This window comes from Pontibacter ummariensis, assembly GCF_900188175.1.
GTDB classification, from domain to species: Bacteria; Bacteroidota; Bacteroidia; order Cytophagales; family Hymenobacteraceae; genus Pontibacter; species Pontibacter ummariensis.
This window is the reverse complement of record NZ_FZOQ01000002.1, coordinates 414341-437200: the sequence shown is the minus strand read 5'-3', so window position 1 is coordinate 437200 and position 22860 is coordinate 414341. Positions and strand designations below refer to the sequence as shown.

Here is a 22860-nt window from a genome sequence, read left to right as displayed (position 1 = left end):
AACCTTTTGCTGCCACACATGAGCCATGTTGCCTCGTGCCACAGCAGAAAGTTCTGAGAGACCCATTCCAACCCTGAAATTATGGCCTTAGGTAAAAACATGAAGTTGAGCAAGGACAAGCTCATCAGTGAAGTGGAAGCCAAAGAAGAGAAGAAACCTGCCCCAAAAGCAAAAGCAGACAGTGGCGCAGCAACTAAACCTGTGCCTGAAGCTCCTGCAAAGCCTGCCGCCCCAGCAAAGGCTGAAAATGGTAAGACTGCCTATAGCAATGCCGGCCCTGCACCAAAGCCGCATATAAAGTCGGGCAACGGGAAAGCAGACGCTGCCAAGATAGAGAAGCAGCTGAACAACCCGGAATATATCACCGAACAATTGCACAAAGTGCTGTACGCGCTGGATGCCTTTAAAAAAGGGGATATTTCTGTGCGCCTAACCAAGCAGAACGATGATCTCTTTGCCGAGATAGCCGAGGCCTATAATTCCATGGTGGAGATGATCGGTGGGGTAGGCGGGGAAGTGTCCCGTATCTCGAAAGTAGCCGGGGTAGAAGGTAACCTGAAGGCGCGTGCCTCAGCGGAAAGCGCTTCCGGCTTCTGGAAGGACATGATCAACAACATCAACGGCTTGGTGGATTCCATTGCCGTGCCGGTGTTGGAGGTGGGCAAAGTTCTCAAGAACATTTCACGCGGCAACCTGGACGAGACCTTTCAGATCCCTGTTTCCGGGGACTTTAAGGTGATGGCTGAAACCATTAACCGCACGATAGATAACCTGAACCTTTTTGCCGGGGAGGTAACCCGGGTGGCGCTGGAGGTAGGTACGGAAGGGAAACTGGGCGGACAGGCCTCTGTGCCAAACGTAGCCGGTGTCTGGAAAGACCTGACCGACAACGTAAACACCATGGCCTCCAACCTGACCTCGCAGGTGCGCGATATTTCGAATGTGGCCACGGCGGTAGCGAAAGGGAACCTGAACCAAAAGATCTCGGTCGACGTGCGGGGTGAGTTTGCCCAGCTGAAAGACAACATGAACCAGATGGTGGACTCGCTCAACATCTTTGCCGACGAGGTAACCCGCGTGGCAAGAGAAGTGGGTACGGAAGGGAAGCTGGGCGGACAGGCGCGAGTGCCAAACGTAGGTGGGGTATGGAAAGACCTGACGGATAATGTGAATACCATGTCCTCGAACCTGACCTCCCAGATGCGTGACATCGCCAACGTGTCCACCGCGGTTGCGAAAGGAGACCTGACGCAGAAGATCACCGTCAACGTGAAGGGGGAGATTGCCGACTTGAAGGACAATATCAACCAGATGGTGGACTCCCTGAATATTTTTGCCGGGGAGGTAACGCGGGTAGCACGTGAGGTGGGTACGGAAGGGAAACTGGGTGGCCAGGCCAACGTGCCGCGCGTGGAAGGCACCTGGAAGGAACTCACCGATAACGTGAACCTGATGACGTCGAACCTGACATCCCAAGTGCGTGACATCGCCAATGTGGCCACAGCCGTGGCAAAAGGCGACCTGACCCAGAAAGTGTCGGTGGACGTGAAAGGGGAGCTCGGGGAACTGAAGGACATCCTGAATGAGATGGTGGACCGGCTAAACGTGTTCGGCGCGGAAGTAACGCGGGTAGCGCGGGAAGTGGGCACTGAAGGTATATTAGGCGGACAGGCCAATGTGCCAAACGTAGCGGGGATCTGGAAAGATCTGACCGACAACGTGAATTACATGGCCTCGAATCTTACCTCTCAGGTACGGGACATCGCCAATGTAGCCACCGCTGTTGCCAAAGGAGACCTGAGCCAGAAGATCACCGTCAACGTGAAAGGGGAGTTGGCCGAGCTGAAGGAAAATATCAACCAGATGGTGGACTCACTCAACATCTTTGCCGACGAAGTAACCCGCGTGGCAAGAGAAGTGGGAACGGAAGGGAAGCTGGGTGGCCAGGCCAACGTGCCAAACGTGGGTGGTACCTGGAAGGACCTGACGGATAACGTAAACACCATGGCCTCTAACCTGACCTCGCAGGTAAGGGATATTGCTGATGTGGCGACGGCTGTGGCCAAAGGCGACCTGACCCAAAAGGTATCGGTAGATGTGAAGGGCGAGATGGCCGAGCTGAAGGAAAACATCAACCGCATGGTGGACTCCCTCAATATTTTTGGCGATGAGGTGACGAGAGTAGCACGTGAAGTAGGTACTGAGGGCAAGTTAGGCGGTCAGGCCAACGTGCCAAACGTAGGCGGTACCTGGAAGGACCTGACGGACAATGTAAACTCCATGGCCTCGAATCTTACCTCGCAGGTACGGGACATCGCCAAGGTCGCAACGGCTGTTGCGAAGGGTGACCTGACCCAAAAGGTATCGGTAGAAGCGCGGGGTGAAATCCTCGACCTGAAAGAGAACCTAAACCAGATGGTGGACTCGCTCAACATCTTTGCCGACGAGGTAACCCGCGTGGCGAGGGAAGTGGGAACGGAAGGGAAGCTAGGTGGTCAGGCCAATGTGCCAAAAGTGCGGGGCACCTGGAAAGAGCTCACGGACAACGTGAACACCATGGCTTCCAACCTGACATCACAGGTACGGGATATTGCCAAAGTAGCCACAGCGGTCACCAAAGGTGACCTAACACAGAAAGTGTCCGTGGACGTGAAAGGCGAACTCGGGGAACTGAAAGAGAATATCAACCAGCTGGTTGATTACCTGAACATTTTTGCCGGGGAGGTAACGCGGGTAGCCCTGGAGGTTGGTACCGAAGGACGCTTAGGCGGGCAGGCCCATGTGCCAAGCGTTGCCGGTGTGTGGAAAGACCTGACCGATAATGTAAATACCATGGCCTCCAACCTGACCACACAGGTGCGGGGCATTGTAAAAGTAGTAACAGCTGTATCGAAAGGCGACCTGACCCAGAAGCTGACCCTGGAAGCGAAAGGGGAGGTAGCCGAGCTGGCCGAAACCATTAACAGCATGGTAGTGGACCTGAACCGCCTGGCGGGCGAGGTAAGCCGCGTTGCCCGTGTGGCGGGTGTGGAAGGTAAGCTGACGGAGCGCGCGACCCTGCAAGGGGTAGGAGGTAGCTGGAAAGAACTGGTAGACACCGTCAACGACCTGCTGGAGTCCATCGTAACGCCGGTACTGGAGGTGTCCCGCGTTGTGCGGGCCATTTCGGAAGGTGACCTGACCCAGAAAGTGGAGGCCCATACAGCCGGTGACATTCTGGACATGGCCAATGCCCTGAACCTGGCGGTAGATAACCTGAATACACTCCTGGGCGAAATCAACGACTCCTCCCTGGTGGTAGGAAGCTCCTCTGAAGAGATGGCCGCCAAAGGACTGGAAATGAACAAGGTAACGCTGGACGTGGCCCTGGCCATGCAGCAAATGGCAGAAGGAGCACAAAACCAGGCACTTAAGACAGACCAGGCCTTTAAGCTGATCGAGGAGATCATGAAAGCGACGAAGGAAACAGCCAACCGTGCTGATGTGGTGAACAAATCGGCCAAGGTGGGGGAGGAAACCTCGCAGCTGGGTCTAAAAACAGTGGCCGAAGTGGTGCGCAACATGGAAGAGATCTCCAGTTCTGCCTCGCTTACCTCGAAGACCATTGAAGTGTTGAGTTCCCGCTCCCAGGAAATATCTAAGTCATTGGGTGTGATTACAGACATTGCTGCCCAGACTAACTTGTTGGCACTGAACGCTGCCATTGAGGCGGCCCGTGCAGGGGAGGCAGGCCGTGGCTTTGCGGTAGTTGCCGAAGAGATTCGCAAGCTTGCGGAAGGCTCACGCAAGTCAGCCAGTGAGATTGCAACACTGGTGGAGGACGTGAAGAAGGACACTGCCTCTGCGGCAGCGGCGATTTCTACCATGGAGGGACGCGTACTGAAAGGGAAGAACGCTACCTTTGAAGCTTCCGGCGCCTTTAAAAACATTGCCGCCTCCAGTGGCGAAACGCTGCGCACGGCACAGGACATCCTCACGGCCACGGAAGTTCAGAAAACTTCTATTGGCGACGTGGTGAAGTACGTGGAAGAGGTCGTGGCCATTGCCGAGCAGACCGCCTCCGGTACCCAGCAAGTGGCCAGTACGGCCAAGCAGTTGTCTGGCTCCATGCAGGAACTGACCTCATCTTCCCAGAACCTGAACGACATCGCCGCTGACCTGCAGGTAAGCATCTCCTCCTTTAAGCTGATAGACGGAAACCTGGTTTTTAACGGGAGCAAGCGCACGCGCTTAGTCACCGGAAAAGTACCGCAGAAAGGGGAACGCGCCAGCACCGGAAACGCACGTCTGGCAACAAACAACAAAGGAAATGGCCGTGTGACAAGGGAGGACAGCACAAGATAATGGCAAAGCAGACAAAAAATACATCATCAGATAAGGACCAGGCAGAAGGAAAACCGGCTGTGGCGGAACCAGGCGAGAATGGCCAGACAACCGTTGCCCCTGCGCCGCAGAAGGATGAAATGGTACACCTGATCGTGTTCAAGCTGGGGGCAGAGTACTATGCCATTAAAATTGAGCAGGTAAAAGAGGTAACCATTACCCCGGCTATTACCCGTATGCCACGTACCCCTGGCTTCATAAAAGGGGTGACGAACATCCGCGGGGACATCATTGCCATTATGGACCTGGAAACGCGCTTCCAGATACGGCCTGCGTCGCTGCCGCCGGATGCCAATCCTAACGTGACCTATACACTCGTGATAGAGGCGAAAGACTACAGTATCGGTGTAGAGGTAAGGGAAATGCCCCAGTCGCTCAACCTGCCGGTTTCCAGGATAGACAGAGCCCCCTCTTTTCTCCAGGACATTAACATTCAGGAAAACTTTATCGAGGGGATCGCCAAGATAGAGGACCGCCTGATCATCGTGCTGGACATGCACAGAATCCTGAGCCAGGAAGAGATAAATCAGTTGCCGAACGCATAAAACAAGAAAATATACTTTAAAAGTATGAAGAGAATATTGATCGTAGACGACTCCTTCTACATGCGCACCATGTTGAAGAATATGCTCTCAGATGCTGGGTACGAGGTGGTAGGAGAGGCGCCCAACGGGCAAACTGCTCTGGAGCTGGCCAAGGAAACCAAACCTGACCTGATCACACTGGATGTGATCCTGCCCGACAATACCGGGCTGGATGTGTTGAAAGGGATCAAGGCTGAGCAGCCAGACATGAAAGTAATTATTGTGAGTGCCGTGGGGCAGGAGGTCATCGTGAACGAAGCGATGGAGTACGGTGCTCTTTCTTATATTGTAAAGCCCTTTTCAGAGGAGAAGGTGCTGGAGGTAGTAAGCAAGGCGCTCTCCGAAGAGCCGAAGCAATAAACTCAGAAGGCTGTGCCGAAAGCAACAGCGAGAAGCAGCGGGACTTTTACGAAAGGCTTAGTTGTAAGGCGCTACTACAAGTAGCGGAGTAGGGGGCAGCCTCAGGTCAGTGCAACTGACAGCGTAACATGAAATCGAGAGAAGAGGAGTACAAAGAAATATTTATTGCCGAGGCCCTGGAGTATTTTGACTCTTTGAACAGGCACATCAGCACCCTGGAGAAACAGCCGGACGATGATCAGACATTGGCCGAAATCTTCCGTTTGCTGCATAACCTGAAGGCCAACTCCAAGGCCATTGGCTACCTCCAGATCTCAGATGTTTCGCATAAACTGGAGACAGCCTTTAGCCTGATCCGCAACAAGGAACTGGCTTTTAGCGATGAGGTAGTGGCGGTTCTGTTCGATGGGATTGACATGCTGGGGGAGCTCATCCAAAACGTGGATAACCCGGACCAGGGAGAGCCTGACCCCATACTGCTGCGCAACCTCGATATTATTGTAGAGAACCTCTCGGACAGCACGATAGAGCTCACGAAGGTGCAGAAGTACAATACTTCTAAGAACCTGTCGCTCTCCGAGCTGATCTATATACAGATCAAGAAGCTGGACCACATGATGAACCTGGTGGGCGAGCTGATGATCGACCGGGACCGGATCATCTCGATCAGTAAAGAACTGGGTAATGATGAGCTGGCCAGCGTTAGTTCGCACCTGTACCGCATCACCGAGGACCTGCAATACAGCGTGATGGGGGCTCGCCTGGTTAACATCGGGTCGCTCTTCAATAAGTTTCCCCGCATCGTCCGGGATGTGGCGGCGGCAGAGAAGAAAGAGGTGAACCTGGAGTTGACAGGCCAGGACATACAGATTGACCGGAACATTCTGCAGATCATAACCGACTCGCTGCTGCACCTGGTCCGCAATGCGATTACGCATGGCCTGGAGCGGCCTGAGGAGCGGGAAAAGAAAGGAAAGTCACGGGTAGGGCACCTGCGCCTGCGGGCACAGAGCGACCGGGAGAACGTTTTGCTGGAGCTTTCGGACGATGGCAGGGGCATTGACCTGCGCAAAGTGCAGAAGACGGCCGTGGAGCGTAAACTCGTAACCGAGGAGGTAGCTGCCGGGCTGGATGAGACGGAAACCCTTTCCTTCCTGTTTGAGCCTGGCTTCTCCACCGCGAAGGAAGTAACAGAGTACTCTGGCCGGGGAGTGGGGCTGGACGTGGTAAAGAACGCCATCGACTCCATCGGTGGGCGCCTGACACTGGAAACAGAGAAAGGAAAGGGCACCACTTTTTCCATGCTCCTGCCGACCTCGATTGCCGTAAAGGGAGCCCTGCTGTTTGAGGTAAACGGGATATTTTACGCCATCCCGCTCATACACACAGACCAGGTCGTGGCCCTGGACAAGGATGAACTGCACGAGGTGGGGGACGTGCTCATCACAGATTTGAAAGGGGAGACCGTAACGGTAGTGTACCTGCACGAGCTTTTGAATGCCCCGGAGGCAGATATGCGACTCGGAGACAAGACCCGCTTAAAAGGACAGGTACAGAACATTATTGTGGTGTCCTACAACAACAGGAAGCTGGGGTTAATTGTAGACAAACTGTACAGGCAGCAGGATATCGTGGTAAAGCCACTCAGCAAACCACTGGAATCAATAGACCTGTACGGGGGGGTGACTTTACTGGGAACAGGTAAGGTGTGTTTGGTGCTGGACGTGCCGGCCCTGACACGCTACTTTATAAACCGAAGACAGGGTTGAGGCGAAGGGAACACTAACGCGACACAATGATGACGGAACCGCACATAACGGAGTTAGAGCGAGACATTATCAAGGAGATTCTGAACATCGGGTTAGCCCGGGCAGCAGATTCTTTCGCAGCTATCGCGAAGGACAAGGTGCTGCTGAAGGTGCCTGATATTCAACTGATCGAGGTAAAGGAGCTCCTGGGCTTGGTGGCGAAGTATGAAGATACCCACGTCATCATACAGTCCGACATAAAAGGGGACTTTAATGGCGCCACCCTGATGCTCTTCTCCGACGATCACATCATTCGCCTCTCTGAGGTTTGCCTCGCTATGCTGGATGTGCAGAAGGGAGAGCTCTCTGTTATGCAGGAGTCGCTGCTACTGGAAATCAGCAACATCATAACCGGAGCGCTTGTTACCCAACTGGCTAATATTCTGAAGTGCAGCATTTACGGGTCTCCCCCAAAAGCCCCGCAAAGCCATATGGCCGACTCCCTGAAGGATATCCTGGTGCAGCACCCGCTTTTTCAACCGCTTGTTTTTACGGTTATCACGCAGTTTACGCATAATTCCAGGAGCGTGGAGTTGCCCCTGCTGCTCTTCTTCGATTCCAAAACCTTTCTGAAGATACTCGATATTATCCGTGCCTTTGAACTGGGCAAAAACAACCTGACAGAAACAGATTAAGGCGAATAGCAGTAAGTATAGCCCGTACCATTGGGAACGAGAAGTGGAAGACTTCCGGAATCTTATTCCCGAATCGCTTATACTTACCCTTTATGCCTGAAGACAGAAAAAAACTGAGCAAATACGAGCTTACTGGCTATGCCTTAATTATAGCAGGGGCTGTGGTCTTGGTTTGGGGTACGATCAAGTTTAACCTGGTGCAGGAGCTCTACGCGGAGCCGGCCAACCGGGAGGGAGTGTTCGGACAGTACGGAGAGTTTATCGGAGGTATCGTGGGCTCGCTGTGGGCCCTGGCGGGCGTTTTTCTTTTCTTCGCTACCCTTACTTACCAAAAACGGGAATTTGAGCTACAGCGCTTTGAGCTGCACAAAACGCAGACGATCTTTCAGCAGCAGAACTTCTCGACCCTCTTTATCAGCTTCATCAATAAACACAACGATGTCATCGACTCCCTCAAAGCCTATGACATTAACAAAAGTGAGTGGAGCGGGAGCAACTTCTTTGTCTTTTTTCAGGAGAAAGTACTCACCTCCTTCGTGCAGAAAGTACGGGGCCTGGAGAAGGATGAGCGCACGCGGGAGAACCTGTACGGCATCTTTGAGGAGTACTTTACCTATCATTTCTCTTTTTACCAGTCCCGCCTTAACCCTTACCTCAAGAACCTGAGCGTGCTCTTCCGGCTTATACAGCGCTATCGCTCCGAAACCGAGGACGCAGGGGAGTATTACAGTTTTATTACCAAAGCCAGCTTTACCCAGTCAGAACTGTTCCTCATCTACCACGTGGCACAGTTCAGCCTGTTAAAGGAGTTCATTGCCTTTAATGATACCTTTCATGTGTTCGAGGACCTGGCAGCGGAGTATAAAGTGGAGCAGATCGTGCAGCAGGAGCTGGCAAGCGATTAAATGGCTTCTGGCAAAGGGAGGCACAGCAAGCAAAGGAGTCAAATAATTAACTCTCTGGTAGGCAGGGGAGTATACCTTACTGCGAAGGCGGTACTTTTGATTATAGCGTCAGAATTCGTTTTTTTGCTCTCTTATCTATTTTTAACCTTTCATACCCCTAGATGAACGCTTTAGGTAGACACATATTAGTTGAGTTTTACGATTGTTCTCCTGACCTGATGAACGACGTCGTTCATATAGAGAACAGCATGGTGGTGGCGGCCGAAACTGCCGGTGCCACTGTGATTAACAGTACGTTTCACCACTTTTCACCTTATGGCGTTTCCGGTGTTGTGGTGATACAGGAAAGTCACCTGGCCATTCATACCTGGCCGGAGTATGGGTATGCGGCCGTAGACCTTTTCACATGCGGCGAAACGGTGGATCCCTGGGTATCCTACACTTACCTGAAAGAGGCTTTCCAGGCAGGCCACGGCTCCTCCATGGAGCTGCGCCGTGGGCAGTTAAGCCTGCTGAAGCGTACGGACTTTAACCTGGAAGCGCTTCGTAATTTGCCTCCTAAAACAGTAGAGGCAGATGGCGCCATAACCCGGGATGTGTGGTTTACGGAGCGTGACGAAAACATCGCCCTGTCATTGAAGCATTCTGGCAATCAGCTGTACAAAAAGGACTCGCCTTACCAGCGGGTAGAGGTATACGAGACACTGGCTTATGGTAACATGCTGACGTTGGACGGTATGGTAATGTGTACCCAGAAAGACGAGTACGTGTACCACGAGATGATCACCCACGTGCCTATGTTCAGCCACACGAAAGCGAAACGTGCGTTGGTGATCGGAGGCGGTGACGGCGGTACGGTACGGGAATTACTTCGCCATGAGCAGTTAGAGGAAGTGACACTGGTCGAGATAGACGAGTTAGTGATAGAGGCCTGTAAGCTTCACTTACCCGAAACAGCGGTAGCCTTCGGGAATCCTCGCTTGAATCTGCTCATTGAGGACGGCATCCAGTATATCAATAACTGTGAAGACGGCCGTTATGATCTGATCATCGTGGACTCTGCGGATCCGGTGGGTCCGGGAGAAGGGCTGTTCACAGCTGAGTTTTACCAGCAGGTGCACCGCTGCCTGACTGCGGATGGCGTGATGATTACCCAGTCGGAGTCACCGCGCTTTAACAGTGCGGTGTTCGTTGAGATATACGATACCTATAAGAAGATATTCGGCCAGGACAAGGTACACTGCTACCTGGCAGCCATTCCTACCTACCCGACCGGTACCTGGAGCTTCTCTTACTCCTCTAAAGGAGAATCAACCCCACTGCGCTTCGATCGGGAGGCGGCGGCCAAGTTCTCAAAAGAGCAGGGCCTGAAATACTATAACGAGGAAATTCACCGTGCCGCCTTTGCCTTACCGAACTTCGTGAAGGAACTGTTGCAGCAGGGCGGGCAAAAAACAATTGAGGCATATTCCGTAGAATCATCAGATGAATAGCAAAGAACAGAAGATAGCAAACTTCGACCCGAATGGGGTTGGCGATATCAACGGTGGACTGTTCGGTCTCCCCTTTACCATCGAAGAATCCGAAGTCGTGCTGATTCCCATTCCATGGGAAGTGACGGTGTCTTACAGCGCCGGAACAGCGCAGGGGCCACAGGCCATCAAAGAGGCGTCGCCGCAGCTTGACCTTTTTGAGCCCAATATCAAGGAAGCCTGGAAGCTGGGCATCGCCATGGAGGAAATATCCGAAGAGTGGGCAGCTACCAGCGAGGCCTTGCGTAACAAAGCCGAGGCTTACATTAACTGGCTGGAGGCCGGCAGTCCTGAAATCGGGCGCTCGGAGTACGAGAACCTGCCCCAGGAAGTGACGGCCAAAGGCGAGGAGTTGTTGGCCTGGCTAAAGCAAAAAGCCCTGAATTACCTGGAGCAGGGAAAACTGGTAGGCGTGGTAGGCGGAGACCATAGTACACCGCTGGGCCTGATGCATGCCCTGGCAGAGAAGCATGAGGAGTACGGCATCCTGCAGATTGATGCCCACGCCGATCTGCGTGAGGCCTACGAGGGTTTCACCTATTCGCATGCCTCCATCATGTACAATGCCTTAAAATTGCCCCAGGTAAAGAAATTGGTGCAGGTAGGCATCCGCGACCTTTGCCAGGCAGAGGCCGAGCTGGCAGAGCAGTCGAATGGGCGCGTAACCATCTTCTACGACGCCAACATGAAGGAAAACATGTACGCCGGCGACAGCTGGAAAAAGGCGTGTAAAAAAATCATTGCCCAACTGCCGCAGAAAGTGTACATCAGCTTTGATATAGATGGCCTAGACCCGAAACTATGCCCCGGCACCGGTACCCCAGTGCCAGGAGGCCTGGAGTTTGAGCAGGCAATTTTCTTAATGAAGCAGCTGGTGAAATCCGGTCGTGAAATCATTGGCTTTGACCTGAACGAGGTAGCGCCAGGTGACAGCGAGTGGAATGGGAACGTGGGCGCCCGCCTGCTGTACAAGCTTTGCAACTGGTCTGCCGTGTCGCAGGGGCGCCTGGAGGCACAGCTATAGCTAAAGCTTTGTGAAAGGAATGGGTAAAAGGCCTGTACGAAGCTAACAGAAAGCATACTTCTGAAAGCCCTATGGAGCGTATAGCTCCTGGGGCTTTTTTGTGGGCAGGGCTTCGGAGCCATCTAAAACCGCCAGGGCAACGTATGCATAGATATATAGCAATAAATAATAAAGGATATTCGCCCAAGAATCAGAAAAAATGAAATTTATTGTAAGTCTACTTTTAACAGGGGTGGCAGCCATGCTCACTTCTTACTGGTTACCGGGCATTGAGATCGATGGTTTTCTCTCGGCCCTTATCCTGGCGATGGTGCTGGCAGTGTTAAATGCCGTCGTGCGGCCGGTGCTGGTACTGCTTACTATTCCCATCACTATTTTCACGCTCGGCTTGTTTTTACTTGTCATAAACGCCCTGATCATCATCATCGCCGGTGAGCTGGTGATCGGCTTTCGCGTAGACGGTTTCTTTGCCGCCCTGCTGTTTAGCCTGATCCTGTCGCTTGTCACTTCTATTCTGGACATGGTTTTCTAAAAAGGAAGCCCCTCAAGCAAGAGAGGCCAGCAAAACTTGCTGGCCTCTCTTGCTTGAGGAGTAATGCTGGCGGCTTACTTCGTTTGCATCCACGTCTCGCAGGCCTCTACGCATTCTTTGCAAATAGCAGAGCAGTGCTGGCAATGGTCAGTTTCGAACTTGCCTGTTTCCTCAGCACATATACGGCATATCTCAATGCACTCCTTCATCACGTGCTTGGCATGTTCAGAGCTGCGCCCCACAAACTTTGCCGTGAGCATGCAGATATCGGAACAGTCGCGCAGCACCATGATGCAACGAGCCATCTTCTTGACGTCATCTTCCTGCAGGCACAAGGTGGCACAGGTCTCACAGGCGGTCATGCATTTTACCAGTTCATGTTCGAGCTTGTTTGTTTTTTCTGATTTCATAGCTTTCTTTTATTGTTCACAGTTGAGTAAAGGTACGCTAGCGGGTGTACATAGTTCCTCATAGCGTCGCTGCGAGAGCAGAAGCCTAAAATAATTAGTATCTTTGAGGCCTGACGAGAAGAAAATTAGCAGGGGTGCCTGCATAAGGGAGAGAGCGAATAATGGTAACAATAAGAGAGGCAAGGGAAGCACTTAAGTTATACTTCGGGTACGAAAAGTTCCGCCCGATGCAGGAGCAGATCATCGACACCGTCCTTCAGCAGAAAGACGTGGTGGTGCTGATGCCGACAGGAGGGGGTAAGTCTGTCTGTTTTCAGGTGCCTGCCGTGGTGTTGCCAGGGCTTTGTGTGGTTGTGTCTCCGCTCATTGCCCTGATGAAGGACCAGGTGGAGGCCTTGCTGGCAAATGGCATTCCGGCAGCGTACCTCAACAGCTCGCTCAGTGCCGAGCAACAGTACAAAACGGAGAATGAGTGCCTGGAGGGCAAACTGAAACTCTTGTACGTGTCGCCGGAGAAATTACTTTCCTCCGGTTTCCTTTCTTTTCTGAAACGAGTGAATGTCTCTCTTTTTGCTGTAGACGAAGCACACTGTATTTCTTCCTGGGGGCATGATTTCCGGCCTGAATATACCCAGTTAAAGGCGCTGAAGCAGCAGTTTCCAACTACTCCGGTCATCGCCCTTACGGCCACAGCTGATAAACTCACGCAGAAAGACATACAGGAGCAACTGTACCTACGGGATCCCGCTGTTTTTATTTCTTCTTTCGACCGGCCCAACATTAACCTAATGGTAAAGCCGGGGAAAGACCGCTTTAACAGGATCACGGACTTCCTGTCGCGGCGGCACAGGCAGCCGGGTATTGTTTACTGCCTGAGCCGCAAGGCCACCGAGTCGCTGGCTAACAAGCTAAAAGCAAGCGGTTACAATGCGACTTACTACCATGCCGGTATGTCGGCCCCCCAGCGGGCCAGGGCACAGGAAGCCTTCCTGCGCGACGACGTGCAGATCGTGTGTGCCACCATTGCCTTTGGTATGGGCATCGATAAGTCGAATGTGCGCTGGGTGATCCACTATAACCTGCCCAAGAACATTGAGGGCTACTACCAGGAGATAGGCCGTGCCGGGAGGGATGGGGCCAGCTCGGAGGCCCTGCTCTTCTATAGCTTTGCGGATGTGATGAACATGCGCAACATGCTGCAGGAGAATGAGAGCGACCAGAAGCAGACGGAGCTGCAACTCGTGAAGCTGGAGCGCATGCAGCAATTCGCGGAGGCTGCCGCCTGCCGACGGCGCATCCTGCTGCAGTACTTCGGGGAGACCATGGAGAAAGACTGTGGGAACTGTGACATCTGCCGGAACCCGCCCACCACCTTCGATGGAACTTTACTTGCCCAGAAAGCCCTGTCAGCCGTGGCCCGTACACAGGAGCAGGCAAACATGGGCCTGTTGGTGGATGTGCTCCGCGGCGCCCGCAACAGCCAGGTATTGCAGGCCGGTTTTGACAAGGTGAAAACCTACGGGGCCGGCCGCGACGTGAGCACACTGGACTGGAACCGTTACCTGCACCAGATGCTAAACGGCGGCTTGTTGGAGATGGCCTATGACCAGGGCTATACCCTGAAGCTGACCGAGCAGAGCCGGCAGGTCTTGTTTGAGGGGCGTAAGGTGCAGCTCGTGAAGTTTGAAGAGGTGAAGCAGGATGAGCCGGCTATGAAGCCAAGGCCGAAGCGGGAACTGTTGAAAGACGCCCTTTTTGAGCGCCTGCGCAGCTTGAGGAAAGGTATTGCCGATGAGCATGGGGTGCCTCCTTATGTAGTATTCACGGACACGACTTTGCAGGAAATGGCGGCAGAGCGACCAACGAATAAAATTGCCATGCTGTCTATTTCGGGGGTAGGCGCGCAAAAGTTCGAGCGCTACGGGGATGCCTTTATTACCGAGATCATAGGCTTTATAAATGAAGAGCAGCAAAAGGGGAGCAAGATGAAAGGGGCGACCCACCTGGCTACCCTTGAAATGCTGCAGCAGGGTTATTCGGTAGAGCAGATCGCTAAGCAGCGTAGCCTAAATCCTGTTACCGTTTACTCTCACATTGCCACCCTTTATGAGCAGGGGTACCCGGTAAACCTTTCTCCTTATGTTAGCAAGGCTGAGTACAAGGCAATTAGCCGGGCCATTGCCAAGCTAGGGGCAGAGGCAAAGCTAAAGGACTTGTACGAGGCACTGCAGGAGCAGTATGACTACCATAAAATCCGCTTGTCTGTATCGCTCTATAAGAAAGAGAACACCTGGTAGGTGAAATTGGCAAGCAGGCCGTGCAGGTTGTCTCCCTACCTGCCACATAAAATACTTTTTGAAAAACTAAAATATAATGCTAAAAAAATTAGTAAATATTTTTTGGTTTTAGTATTTTTACATCAGAATATCTATAACCTAAAAGGGAGCTATGCAAGTGGTTACTTCTAACATCAGGCATCTGCGTAAGCGCGCTGGATTCACCCAGGCACAACTGGCAGAAAAATTAGACATCAAGCGCTCGCTGGTGGGAGCTTACGAGGAGGGAAGAGCAGAACCTAAGCTTAGCACATTGGTCAATGTGGCAAAGCTTTTTGAAGTATCGCTAGACCAGCTCATCACCTGCGACCTTTCAAAAGAGGAGAGGAACGGAGCGGAGCCTACCGGCACAACTGCAGGCGGAAAACTCCGCGTGCTTGCTATCACTGTAAATAACGAGGAGAAGGAGAATATAGAGCTGGTCCCTTACAAGGCCAGCGCCGGTTACCTGAACGGGTACGCCGATGCAGAGTTTATTGAGGAGCTGCCTCGCTTCCGGTTGCCTATGCTGGGCAATACAGGCACCTACCGCGCTTTCGAAATCAGTGGCGATTCCATGCTTCCCATAGCATCCGGTACCGTGATCGTAGGGCGCTTTGTTGAAGACTGGAACCAGATAAAGGACGGTACCCCCTGCATTATCGTGAGCCAGAAGGAAGGCGTGGTGTTTAAGCGGGTATTTAATAAAATACAGGATGGCGCTATGCTTCGCCTGCACTCCGACAACCCGGTTTATTCTCCGTATGAGGTGCATATAGGGGACGTAGTGGAGATTTGGGAGGCAAAGTCTTACATCAGCTCTACTTTCCCGATCGCGGACCTGTCACTCGACAAACTTTCATCGATTGTGCTGGACCTGCAGAAAGAAGTCCAAAAGCTGAAAAAAGTAGAGTAGCCGGTTACCTTAAAATAATATAAGCCTGGCATTGCGCTTAAGAACGCAGTGTCAGGCTTATTTGTGGCTGTAGGGGCGTGTGAGGCTGTTTTTCTAACAAGAAATGACTATATGCGTAAAGGCATAGCAGAGCCCCGAGTAAAAGGCTCCTGTAATTTATCCCATGCATTATCTCAAACTTGCACTATGATAAAACTGATAAGCGCTTCCGAACGGCACAAGGCAAACGTAGGGGACTGGCTTGAGTCATACTATCTTTTTTCTTTTGCCGATTACTATGACCCCAGCAACGTCCAGTTCGGCCCTTTGCGCGTGTTTAACGATGATGTCATTCAGCCCCACACGGGCTTCCCCTCACACCCGAGTGCAGAAATGGAAATTGTAACGGTCGTGCTGAAGGGGGAACTCACGCACAAGGATAACATGGGCAACCAGGCTACAGTAAAGGCAGGGGATGTGCAGCGCATTACCGCAGGCACCGGAATTACCCATTCCGAGACAAATGAGACCGACAACCCGGTGCGGGCATGCCAGCTATGGTTCTTACCAAACAAGCGGGGGCTGGCACCCTCTTATGAGCAGATGAAGCTGGACTTTTTGGATGATGCCGGCAATAGCCTGGTGCCACTGGTAACAGGGCAGAAAGTGCTGGAGAACGTTGTTTACATTAATTCCAATTCCACCGTTTACTATGGCAGCTTAACGCAGGGCAAGAACTACGATTTCAAGACCTTTAAGATTCGGAAAACGCTGGTGTACGTAACGGAGGGCAGCCTGCTGGTGAATAATGTAGAGGTAGACACCTACGACCAGATACGACTAGAGGAGCAGGACGTAGTGCGACTGCACGCTACTGCCAACGCGAAGTTCCTTCTCGTGGACGTACCTGCCAACGAGGCCAACTATTAAGCCTGGCTTTAAAAGAAACGAACGCGTACTTTTGTGAAATTAAACGAGCAGCCTGTTCTACAAGCTGCTTTTTTTATGATGCATCCAGACCTACAAAGCATTAAAACACTCCTAGACGACCGGGTAGCAAAGTACAACCAACCGGCTTTTGTACCCAACGACCCGGTTTCCATTCCCCATCGCTTTACCCAAAAGCAGGACATTGAGATCAGCGGGTTCTTTGCGGCCATCCTGGCCTGGGGGCAGCGGAAAACGATCATTAACAACTGTCTAAAGCTGATGGACCTGATGGATAATGCCCCGCATGATTTTATCCTGCACCACCAAGAGCAGGACCTGACACGCTTTCTGGGCTTTAAGCACCGTACCTTTAACGATACCGATCTGCTTTATTTGCTGCACTTCTTCCGTTGGTATTATGAGCAGCATGAAAGCCTGGAGACTGCTTTTACCGGCGAGCAAAACCAACTGCTGACGCAACAGGACCGACTGGAGCATTTTCATAACCTGGTGTTCAGCCTGGAGGATGCCCCACAGCGCACGCGCAAACATGTGGCTACCCCTGCCCGTAAGTCTGCCTGCAAACGTCTGAACATGTACCTGCGCTGGATGGTGCGCAAGGACAACTGTGGCGTGGACTTCGGCCTTTGGGACACGATGCGAATGAGTGACCTGATCTGCCCATGCGATGTGCACGTGGAGCGCGTAGGGCGGCGCCTAGGCCTTATTACCCGAAAGGGCATGGACTGGCTAACAGCCGAAGAACTGACGGCCCACCTCCGTACCTTCGACCCGACAGACCCTGTCAAATACGATTATGCCCTCTTTGGCTTGGGAGTAGAGGAAAAGTTTTAGCAGCGTTTATCTGGTTACTTGGCACCTGCTTCGACCCCTTTGCTGGAACGTTTCCTGAGTGTGTTACAGGAGCTGCGTCCTTGTCAAAGCGAGTGGTAACGCGCCTATAAAAGCTTTTCCCTACTTTCTGGCACAAGCTTTTATTATAGGCTTGCCTTCGCTTCGGCGTCGTATTTTAATTCCTTCCGCATGCATACGCTGCTCTCCACGCCGGCATATTGCCCGTAATTAGGAATGAAGGCATAGTTGCTTTTCTGGTACAGGCGGATGGCCTCCGGTTGCCTTTTACCTGTTTCAAGAACGCAGGCACTGCAGCCCAGTTCTTCTGCCCATTTCTCCAGTTCGCTTAACACGCGCATGGCAATGCCCTGTTTACGGAAGGCTTCATGCACGAACATGCGCTTAATTTCCATCGTGTCCGGGGCGTAGGACTTGATGGCGCCACACCCTGCAGGCACCCCCTCTTGATAAGCCACCACCACGTGGTGAATCTTGTCGAGCTTGTTGTACTGTGCAAAAAAAGAATGCTCTTCGCCATCCCGTAACTGCAGGTCCTGGTCTAACAGTGCCACAAGCCTTCGGAAGTCCGCGTTGTCTGAGTTTGTTCTGATGAGTTCTACCATCTTGTTTATGTATGTTTAGCGTGTCTGAAGTTAATTAAACGCTTACCTTCTTCCAGGTTCCGTTTCTGAAGAACCACCAGCTTACCAGGGCGTGCAGCGAGTGGCAAAAGGCAATAACTATAAAAACGCCTGTCGCAGCCAACCCGAGGTAAATAGACAGCACGTAGGCAAGCGGAATCTCTAGCAGCAACAGCACACCTATGTTGATGAGAGCAGGAGTTCTGGTGTCGCCGGCTCCGTTAAAGGCCTGCACCATCACCATCCCTAAGCCAAAGAAGATATAGCCGAGGGTAATGATTTGCAGGGCTTCTGTTGCAATAAGGATCACTTCGGCGTCATCTGAAAAAAAGTCGGTGAGGCCTCTCCCAAACAGAAAGAACAACAGGGTAATTGTGGCCATAAAGATCATGTTATAACGGGCCGTGAGCCAGACTGCCAGCTCCGCTCTTTTAACTTTACGTGCCCCCAGGTTTTGCCCCACCAATGTGGCCGCAGCAGAAGACAAGCCCCAGGCTGGCAGGATGGTGAAAACGATCACGCGGAAGGCAATGGTATAGCCGGCAAGTGCGTTACTGCCAAACTCTGCCACCAACCGAGTCAGAAAGATCCAGCTGGCCGAATCGATGAGGTATTGCCCGATGCCTCCGGAAGAGAGCTTCAGTATCCGGATCACCATCGAGAAACGCAGCACGAGGTTCTGGCGGGCTATCTGAAGCAAATGCTTGCCGTTTAGCAGGTGATAGCATTGGTACACAACGCCCATGCTCCGGCCTATAGTGGTGGCCCAGGCAGCACCAGCCAGGCCTAGCCCCTCCAAGCTGCCAAGCCCAAATATCAGGAGAGGGTCGAGCAGTATATTGATACCATTGGAGAGCCAGAGGGCACGCATAGCCAGATGAGGCTGCCCCGCTCCACGGAAGGCGCCATTGATGAGGAAAAGTAGAATGATGACGATATTACCGGCGAATATGATCTGCGTGTACCGCAGGCCGGTGCTAATGACCTCTGGTGCAGCGCCCATGAGCGCCAGGGACTCTTCCGCAAAGAAAGTGGCGACACCCCCTAACAAGAGCGCCAGCCCCACACCCGTTACAATCAACTGAAAGGTAATACTGCCCGCCTCCAGGTAATTCTTTTCCCCAACACGCCGCGACACCATTGCCGTTGCCGCAATGCTGATGCCCATGCCCACGGCATAGATGATCATCAGCACCGATTCTGTCAGTCCTACTGTGGCCAGTGCGTTTGCGCCAAGCTTGCCCACAAAAAAGATGTCCACGATGGCAAACAGCGACTCCATCAGCATTTCCAGGATCATAGGGATCGCCAGCAGCACGATGCTGCGTTTTATGCCCAAAGACGTATAGTCCTGTTCCTTGCCCTTGATGGCCGACCAAACCAGCTGCAGAAATTCCTTAAAATTAGCCATAGGGGAGAAGTGGTCCTTTTTGGAGGGAAAGCAAGAGTAGCGACCTTTTAAAACATAGTCACTGCTTAAGAAACCTTCACCTACCTGCAAAAGTACGGGGGACACACCAAGACAGTGCTTAGCTTTTAAAGGCTTTTTTACTTAGACGCCACCAAATCATGTTATTCTGCTCCTGAACTGCCTGAAAGTTATTCTTGGGTAAGGTCCTGTGCGAGGCCAGGCAGTCTTTTTCAGTTTCAGCAAGTACGGCCTTGATGCCTCCCTGTGTGAAGTTCCATCCTGAAATTCCGGCCAGGGCTTCTGTCATGTAGCCCTGCCCCTGAAAACGTTGTACGTGCCGCAACTCACTTCAACTTCACCCGATGTGCCCGGTTTTCCTTTAAAGCAAAGGTCGCGTACCATTGCCTTTTCTCTATGTAATGATCGTCCACAAGATTAAGAACAGGTAATTTGAGTTATTTGCCACTGACGGGAGTATGACCTGCTCAACCTAAAAAACAAGCTGTTCATAAGTCAAAGGTTGGATCAGCAACCTGCTCGTTTCTTACCATGTTTTCATTGGAGTGCTGTGCATGCTTCCTGGGTGAAACTCAGGAATTATTCAACCGCAATTTTTAAGACGATCTTGCGCACCTTATCCTCAGTCACCATCGCGGCATGCGCATCATCCGGGTAAAAAACGGTAAAAGAACCGGCCGGTACGTCGAACCAGCTTCTGGTTTTGTCTGGGAAGAAAGCAGCGTCGCGCTCTTCCTGATAAGGCTCACTTGGTGCGCCGCACTGGGCTAGGTCTTTCCAGCCCATGCGGTCGGTGCCGGAAACGATGTATTGAATGTCGATATACTTGCGGTGCACCTCCAGTTTGGCGTCTTGCTCGGGTATGCCAATACCGTCGGAGATAATGGCAAACAGCTCTTTGCCCACGATGGCTTGTTTGCCGATCGGCAGGGCCGTCAGGTCAGCGTCCTGCAGAAAGCGAAAAGCCTGCTCAAAAAGCGGGTGCAAGGAGAAGTAGCGGGGAGCATTGGAAAGTTTGTCTACAATCATGGGTGTTCAGGTTAAGGTGAGGATGTATCAGAAATATACCTGCGACAGGCATAAAAACAAGTTGCACCATGGCGAACAAAGCTGGCACCAGACTTGTTATAAAATGTTGTTAAGTTTGCGACAAATTAAAAGATAACCGTTGATCTATCCAGAAAACTTTGAAATAAAAATTGGGTTTGCACAGGTGCGCGAAATGCTCTCCGACCTTTGTCTGAGTCCTTTGGGGCAACAGTTTGTAAACCGGATGGCTTTCCTGAACCGGCATGACCTGGTGCAGCGATTGCTACAACAAACAAATGAGTTTAAACAACTGCTGGAGTCCGATGCGGAGATTCCCCTGCAGTATTATTTTGACGTAACGTCTTCTCTCGACCGGGCTGCCATCGAAGGTACTTACCTGGATGTGAAAGCCTTTTTCGAGATCAAGATGTCCCTGCGTACCATCCGCGATTCCCTGCGCTTTATATCAGGGGCAGAGGAAGGCAAGTATGAGGCGCTGAAAGCCCTGGGGACAAATGTGGTGGTAGAACGCTCGCTAATTGCTGCCCTTGATAAGGTGGTAGACGATGCCGGGGCGGTGCGTGACGATGCAACACCCGAACTGCAACGGCTGAAGCGCGAACTGATCGCGCAGCAGGGCGTACTGCGCAAGACGATTTCCTCTATCATGCGCCATGCGAAAAACGAGGGCTGGACACCGTCCGACTCGGAGCCGACCATTCGTGGAGGGCGTTTGGTGATCCCGGTAATAGCCGAGCATAAGCGCCGTATCAAAGGCCTGATTCATGATGAGTCGAATACAGGGCAGACGGTGTACATCGAGCCGGAGTCTATCTTCGAGCTCAACAATGATATCAAGGACCTGGAGAACGCTTACCACCGGGAACTGGTACGCATCCTGACAGGGCTGACCAACACACTTCGCCATCACATACCGGAGCTGCGCAAGGCCTACCAGTACCTGGGGCTGCTGGACTTTATTCGTGCCAAGGCGGCTTTTGCGCGTCGCATAGAAGGAACGATGCCAAAATTGCAAAAGCATCCGCATATCAACTGGAAGCAGGCGTTTCACCCGCTTCTGTACCTTGCGCACCGGCAGGTGGGTAAGTCCGTCGTGCCGATGGACCTGGAGCTAAACCGTGACCAGCGCATTTTGTTGATCTCGGGGCCGAACGCGGGTGGTAAGTCTGTGAGCTTGAAGACAGTGGGTCTGCTGCAGTACATGTTGCAGTGTGGCCTGCTGATACCAGCAGCGGATGGATCGGAGGCCGGTATTTTCCAGGATATCTTTATTGATATCGGAGACGAGCAGTCTATCGAGAACGACCTGAGCACCTATAGTTCGCACCTGACCAACATGAAGAAGTTTGTGACGGTGGCCGATAACAAGAGCCTGGTGCTGGTGGATGAGTTCGGTACAGGTACAGAGCCTATCCTGGGTGGTGCCATCGCCGAGGCCGTGCTGCAGACCCTAAACGACAGCAAGGTATACGGCGTTATCACGACGCACTACACGAACCTGAAGAACTATGCGGAGAAAACGCCGGGCATCGTGAACGGTGCCATGCGCTACGACCATAAGCACCTGCAGCCGCTTTATCAGTTGGAGATCGGCAAGCCTGGTTCTTCCTTTGCCATTGAGATTGCCCAGAAAATAGGCTTGCCAAAGCATATCATCGACAGAGCCAGTAAGCTGGTGGGTAAAGACAAGATCCGTTACGACCGTCTGCTGGAGGAGCTGGAGACAGAGAAGCAGGAGTTGGAGCAGAAGGTGCGCGAAGCGGCCAAGCTGGAGCAGAAACTGGCAAAGTCGGTGAAGGAGTACAATGACCTACGAAACTACCTGGAGGATAGTAAGCAGGACATCATGCGCGAGGCCAAAGGCAAGGCGAAGTTGTTGTTGAAGGACGCGAATCAAAAAATCGAGTCTACCATCCAGCAGATCAAGCAGAGCCAGGCCGAGAAGGAAAAAACCAAGGAGGCGCGTCGTGAACTGGAAGAGTTTAGCCAGGAGGTGCGCAAGGAGGAGAAGCGTCCGGCCTATAAGCGGGTAACCAACGGCACGATTAAAGAAGGTGACAACGTGTCTCTTGTTGGGCAGGACTCTTACGGCCAGGTGGTCAGCATTAAAGGCAAGACAGCGGAGGTGCTTTTCGGGGGCCTAAAGACCATTGTGAAGGTAGATAACCTGGAGAAAGTGGAAGGGCAGGTAGCGAAGCCGAAGAAAGCAAAAGCAGAGGCGGCGGAAGGCTACACCCGCGGCATGAACATTACAAAGCGCCTGGCAGATTTTACCTCTACGCTTGATATCCGGGGAGAGTATGCGGAAGATGCTTTAACAAAAGTGATGAACTTTACTGACGAGGCGGTGATGCTGGGCATTCCGGAGATCAAGATCATCCATGGGCGGGGCAATGGTGTACTGCGCCAGGTGGTGCGGGATTACCTGCACTCCGTGCCAGAGGTAGCCAGCCTCGGAAACGAGGCCTCCGAACGGGGTGGTGACGGTGCTACCCTGGCTGTTCTGAAGTAATACCAAACTACATGAAAAAACAGAAAGGCTCCCGCAGGGAAGCCTTTCTGTTTTTTAGGG

The 22860-nt window shown here is 52.4% G+C and carries 19 protein-coding genes; 14 read left to right on the top strand and 5 right to left on the bottom strand.

Annotated elements, in window-relative coordinates:
* Positions 1-99: 99 nt before the first annotated feature.
* From CHB92_RS03960 to CHB92_RS03920, 9 genes are all read left to right on the top strand, one after another.
* Positions 100-4344 (top strand): HAMP domain-containing protein, encoded by a 4245-nt coding sequence (locus tag CHB92_RS03960; RefSeq protein ID WP_245842273.1) that lies wholly within the window; start codon positions 100-102, stop codon positions 4342-4344.
* Entirely contained in the window at positions 4344-4928 is a 585-nt protein-coding gene (locus tag CHB92_RS03955; protein ID WP_089317858.1) for a chemotaxis protein CheW, read from the top strand. Before CHB92_RS03960 ends, CHB92_RS03955 begins: the two co-directional genes overlap by 1 nt.
* A 24-nt stretch (positions 4929-4952) precedes the next feature.
* Complete coding sequence (locus tag CHB92_RS03950; protein ID WP_089317857.1) at positions 4953-5327, top strand: response regulator; 375 nt, start codon at positions 4953-4955, stop codon at positions 5325-5327.
* 128 nt (positions 5328-5455) lie between these two features.
* Positions 5456-7096, top strand: coding sequence for a chemotaxis protein CheA (locus tag CHB92_RS03945; protein ID WP_089317856.1), 1641 nt, complete (start codon positions 5456-5458; stop codon positions 7094-7096).
* Positions 7097-7122: 26 nt separating this feature from the next.
* On the top strand, positions 7123-7770 hold the full coding sequence (locus CHB92_RS03940; RefSeq protein WP_245842271.1) for a chemotaxis protein CheC: 648 nt from the start codon (positions 7123-7125) through the stop codon (positions 7768-7770).
* Between the two features lie 92 nt (positions 7771-7862).
* On the top strand, positions 7863-8675 hold the full coding sequence (locus CHB92_RS03935; RefSeq protein WP_089317855.1) for a putative phage abortive infection protein: 813 nt from the start codon (positions 7863-7865) through the stop codon (positions 8673-8675).
* Positions 8676-8836: 161 nt separating this feature from the next.
* Positions 8837-10168: a polyamine aminopropyltransferase gene (gene speE, locus CHB92_RS03930; protein WP_089317854.1), complete on the top strand. Its 1332-nt coding sequence runs from the start codon at positions 8837-8839 to the stop codon at positions 10166-10168.
* Positions 10161-11231: an agmatinase family protein gene (locus tag CHB92_RS03925; protein ID WP_089317853.1), complete on the top strand. Its 1071-nt coding sequence runs from the start codon at positions 10161-10163 to the stop codon at positions 11229-11231. Before speE ends, CHB92_RS03925 begins: the two co-directional genes overlap by 8 nt.
* Positions 11232-11430: 199 nt before the next feature.
* Positions 11431-11763, top strand: a complete 333-nt coding sequence (locus CHB92_RS03920) for a phage holin family protein (protein WP_089317852.1) — start codon at positions 11431-11433, stop codon at positions 11761-11763.
* A 74-nt stretch (positions 11764-11837) separates the two neighbouring features.
* On the opposite strand, the gene CHB92_RS03915 is transcribed toward CHB92_RS03920, so the two are convergent.
* Positions 11838-12173 carry a four-helix bundle copper-binding protein gene (locus CHB92_RS03915; RefSeq protein WP_089317851.1) on the bottom strand — a complete coding sequence of 112 codons (336 nt, stop codon included), beginning with the start codon at positions 12171-12173 and terminating at the stop codon, positions 11838-11840.
* A gap of 161 nt (positions 12174-12334) precedes the next feature.
* Here CHB92_RS03915 and recQ point away from each other — a divergent pair, with 161 nt between their 5' ends.
* The 4 genes from recQ to CHB92_RS03895 all read left to right on the top strand — a co-directional run bounded on the left by recQ (position 12335) and on the right by CHB92_RS03895 (position 17168).
* Positions 12335-14470, top strand: coding sequence for a DNA helicase RecQ (gene recQ / locus CHB92_RS03910; protein WP_179222948.1), 2136 nt, complete (start codon positions 12335-12337; stop codon positions 14468-14470).
* A gap of 151 nt (positions 14471-14621) precedes the next feature.
* Positions 14622-15404, top strand: coding sequence for an XRE family transcriptional regulator (locus tag CHB92_RS03905; protein WP_089317849.1), 783 nt, complete (start codon positions 14622-14624; stop codon positions 15402-15404).
* A 186-nt stretch (positions 15405-15590) separates the two neighbouring features.
* Positions 15591-16313, top strand: a complete 723-nt coding sequence (locus CHB92_RS03900) for a pirin family protein (protein ID WP_089317848.1) — start codon at positions 15591-15593, stop codon at positions 16311-16313.
* Between the two features lie 78 nt (positions 16314-16391).
* Positions 16392-17168, top strand: a complete 777-nt coding sequence (locus CHB92_RS03895; RefSeq protein WP_089317896.1) for a TIGR02757 family protein — start codon at positions 16392-16394, stop codon at positions 17166-17168.
* Positions 17169-17311: 143 nt separating this feature from the next.
* On the opposite strand, the gene CHB92_RS03890 is transcribed toward CHB92_RS03895, so the two are convergent.
* The 4 genes from CHB92_RS03890 to CHB92_RS03875 form a co-directional block, all read right to left on the bottom strand.
* Complete coding sequence (locus tag CHB92_RS03890) at positions 17312-17791, bottom strand: GNAT family N-acetyltransferase (RefSeq protein WP_089317847.1); 480 nt, start codon at positions 17789-17791, stop codon at positions 17312-17314.
* A gap of 34 nt (positions 17792-17825) precedes the next feature.
* On the bottom strand, positions 17826-19220 hold the full coding sequence (locus tag CHB92_RS03885) for an MATE family efflux transporter (protein WP_089317895.1): 1395 nt from the start codon (positions 19218-19220) through the stop codon (positions 17826-17828).
* A gap of 118 nt (positions 19221-19338) precedes the next feature.
* Positions 19339-19563: a GNAT family N-acetyltransferase gene (locus tag CHB92_RS26415; RefSeq protein ID WP_089317846.1), complete on the bottom strand. Its 225-nt coding sequence runs from the start codon at positions 19561-19563 to the stop codon at positions 19339-19341.
* A gap of 254 nt (positions 19564-19817) precedes the next feature.
* On the bottom strand, positions 19818-20267 hold the full coding sequence (locus tag CHB92_RS03875; RefSeq protein ID WP_089317845.1) for a YhcH/YjgK/YiaL family protein: 450 nt from the start codon (positions 20265-20267) through the stop codon (positions 19818-19820).
* Between the two features lie 139 nt (positions 20268-20406).
* On the opposite strand from CHB92_RS03875, the gene CHB92_RS03870 reads away from it, so the two are divergent.
* The gene (locus CHB92_RS03870; protein ID WP_089317844.1) at positions 20407-22800 is read left to right on the top strand and encodes an endonuclease MutS2; all 2394 of its coding nucleotides are present in this window, start codon (positions 20407-20409) and stop codon (positions 22798-22800) included.
* Positions 22801-22860 lie beyond the last annotated feature (60 nt).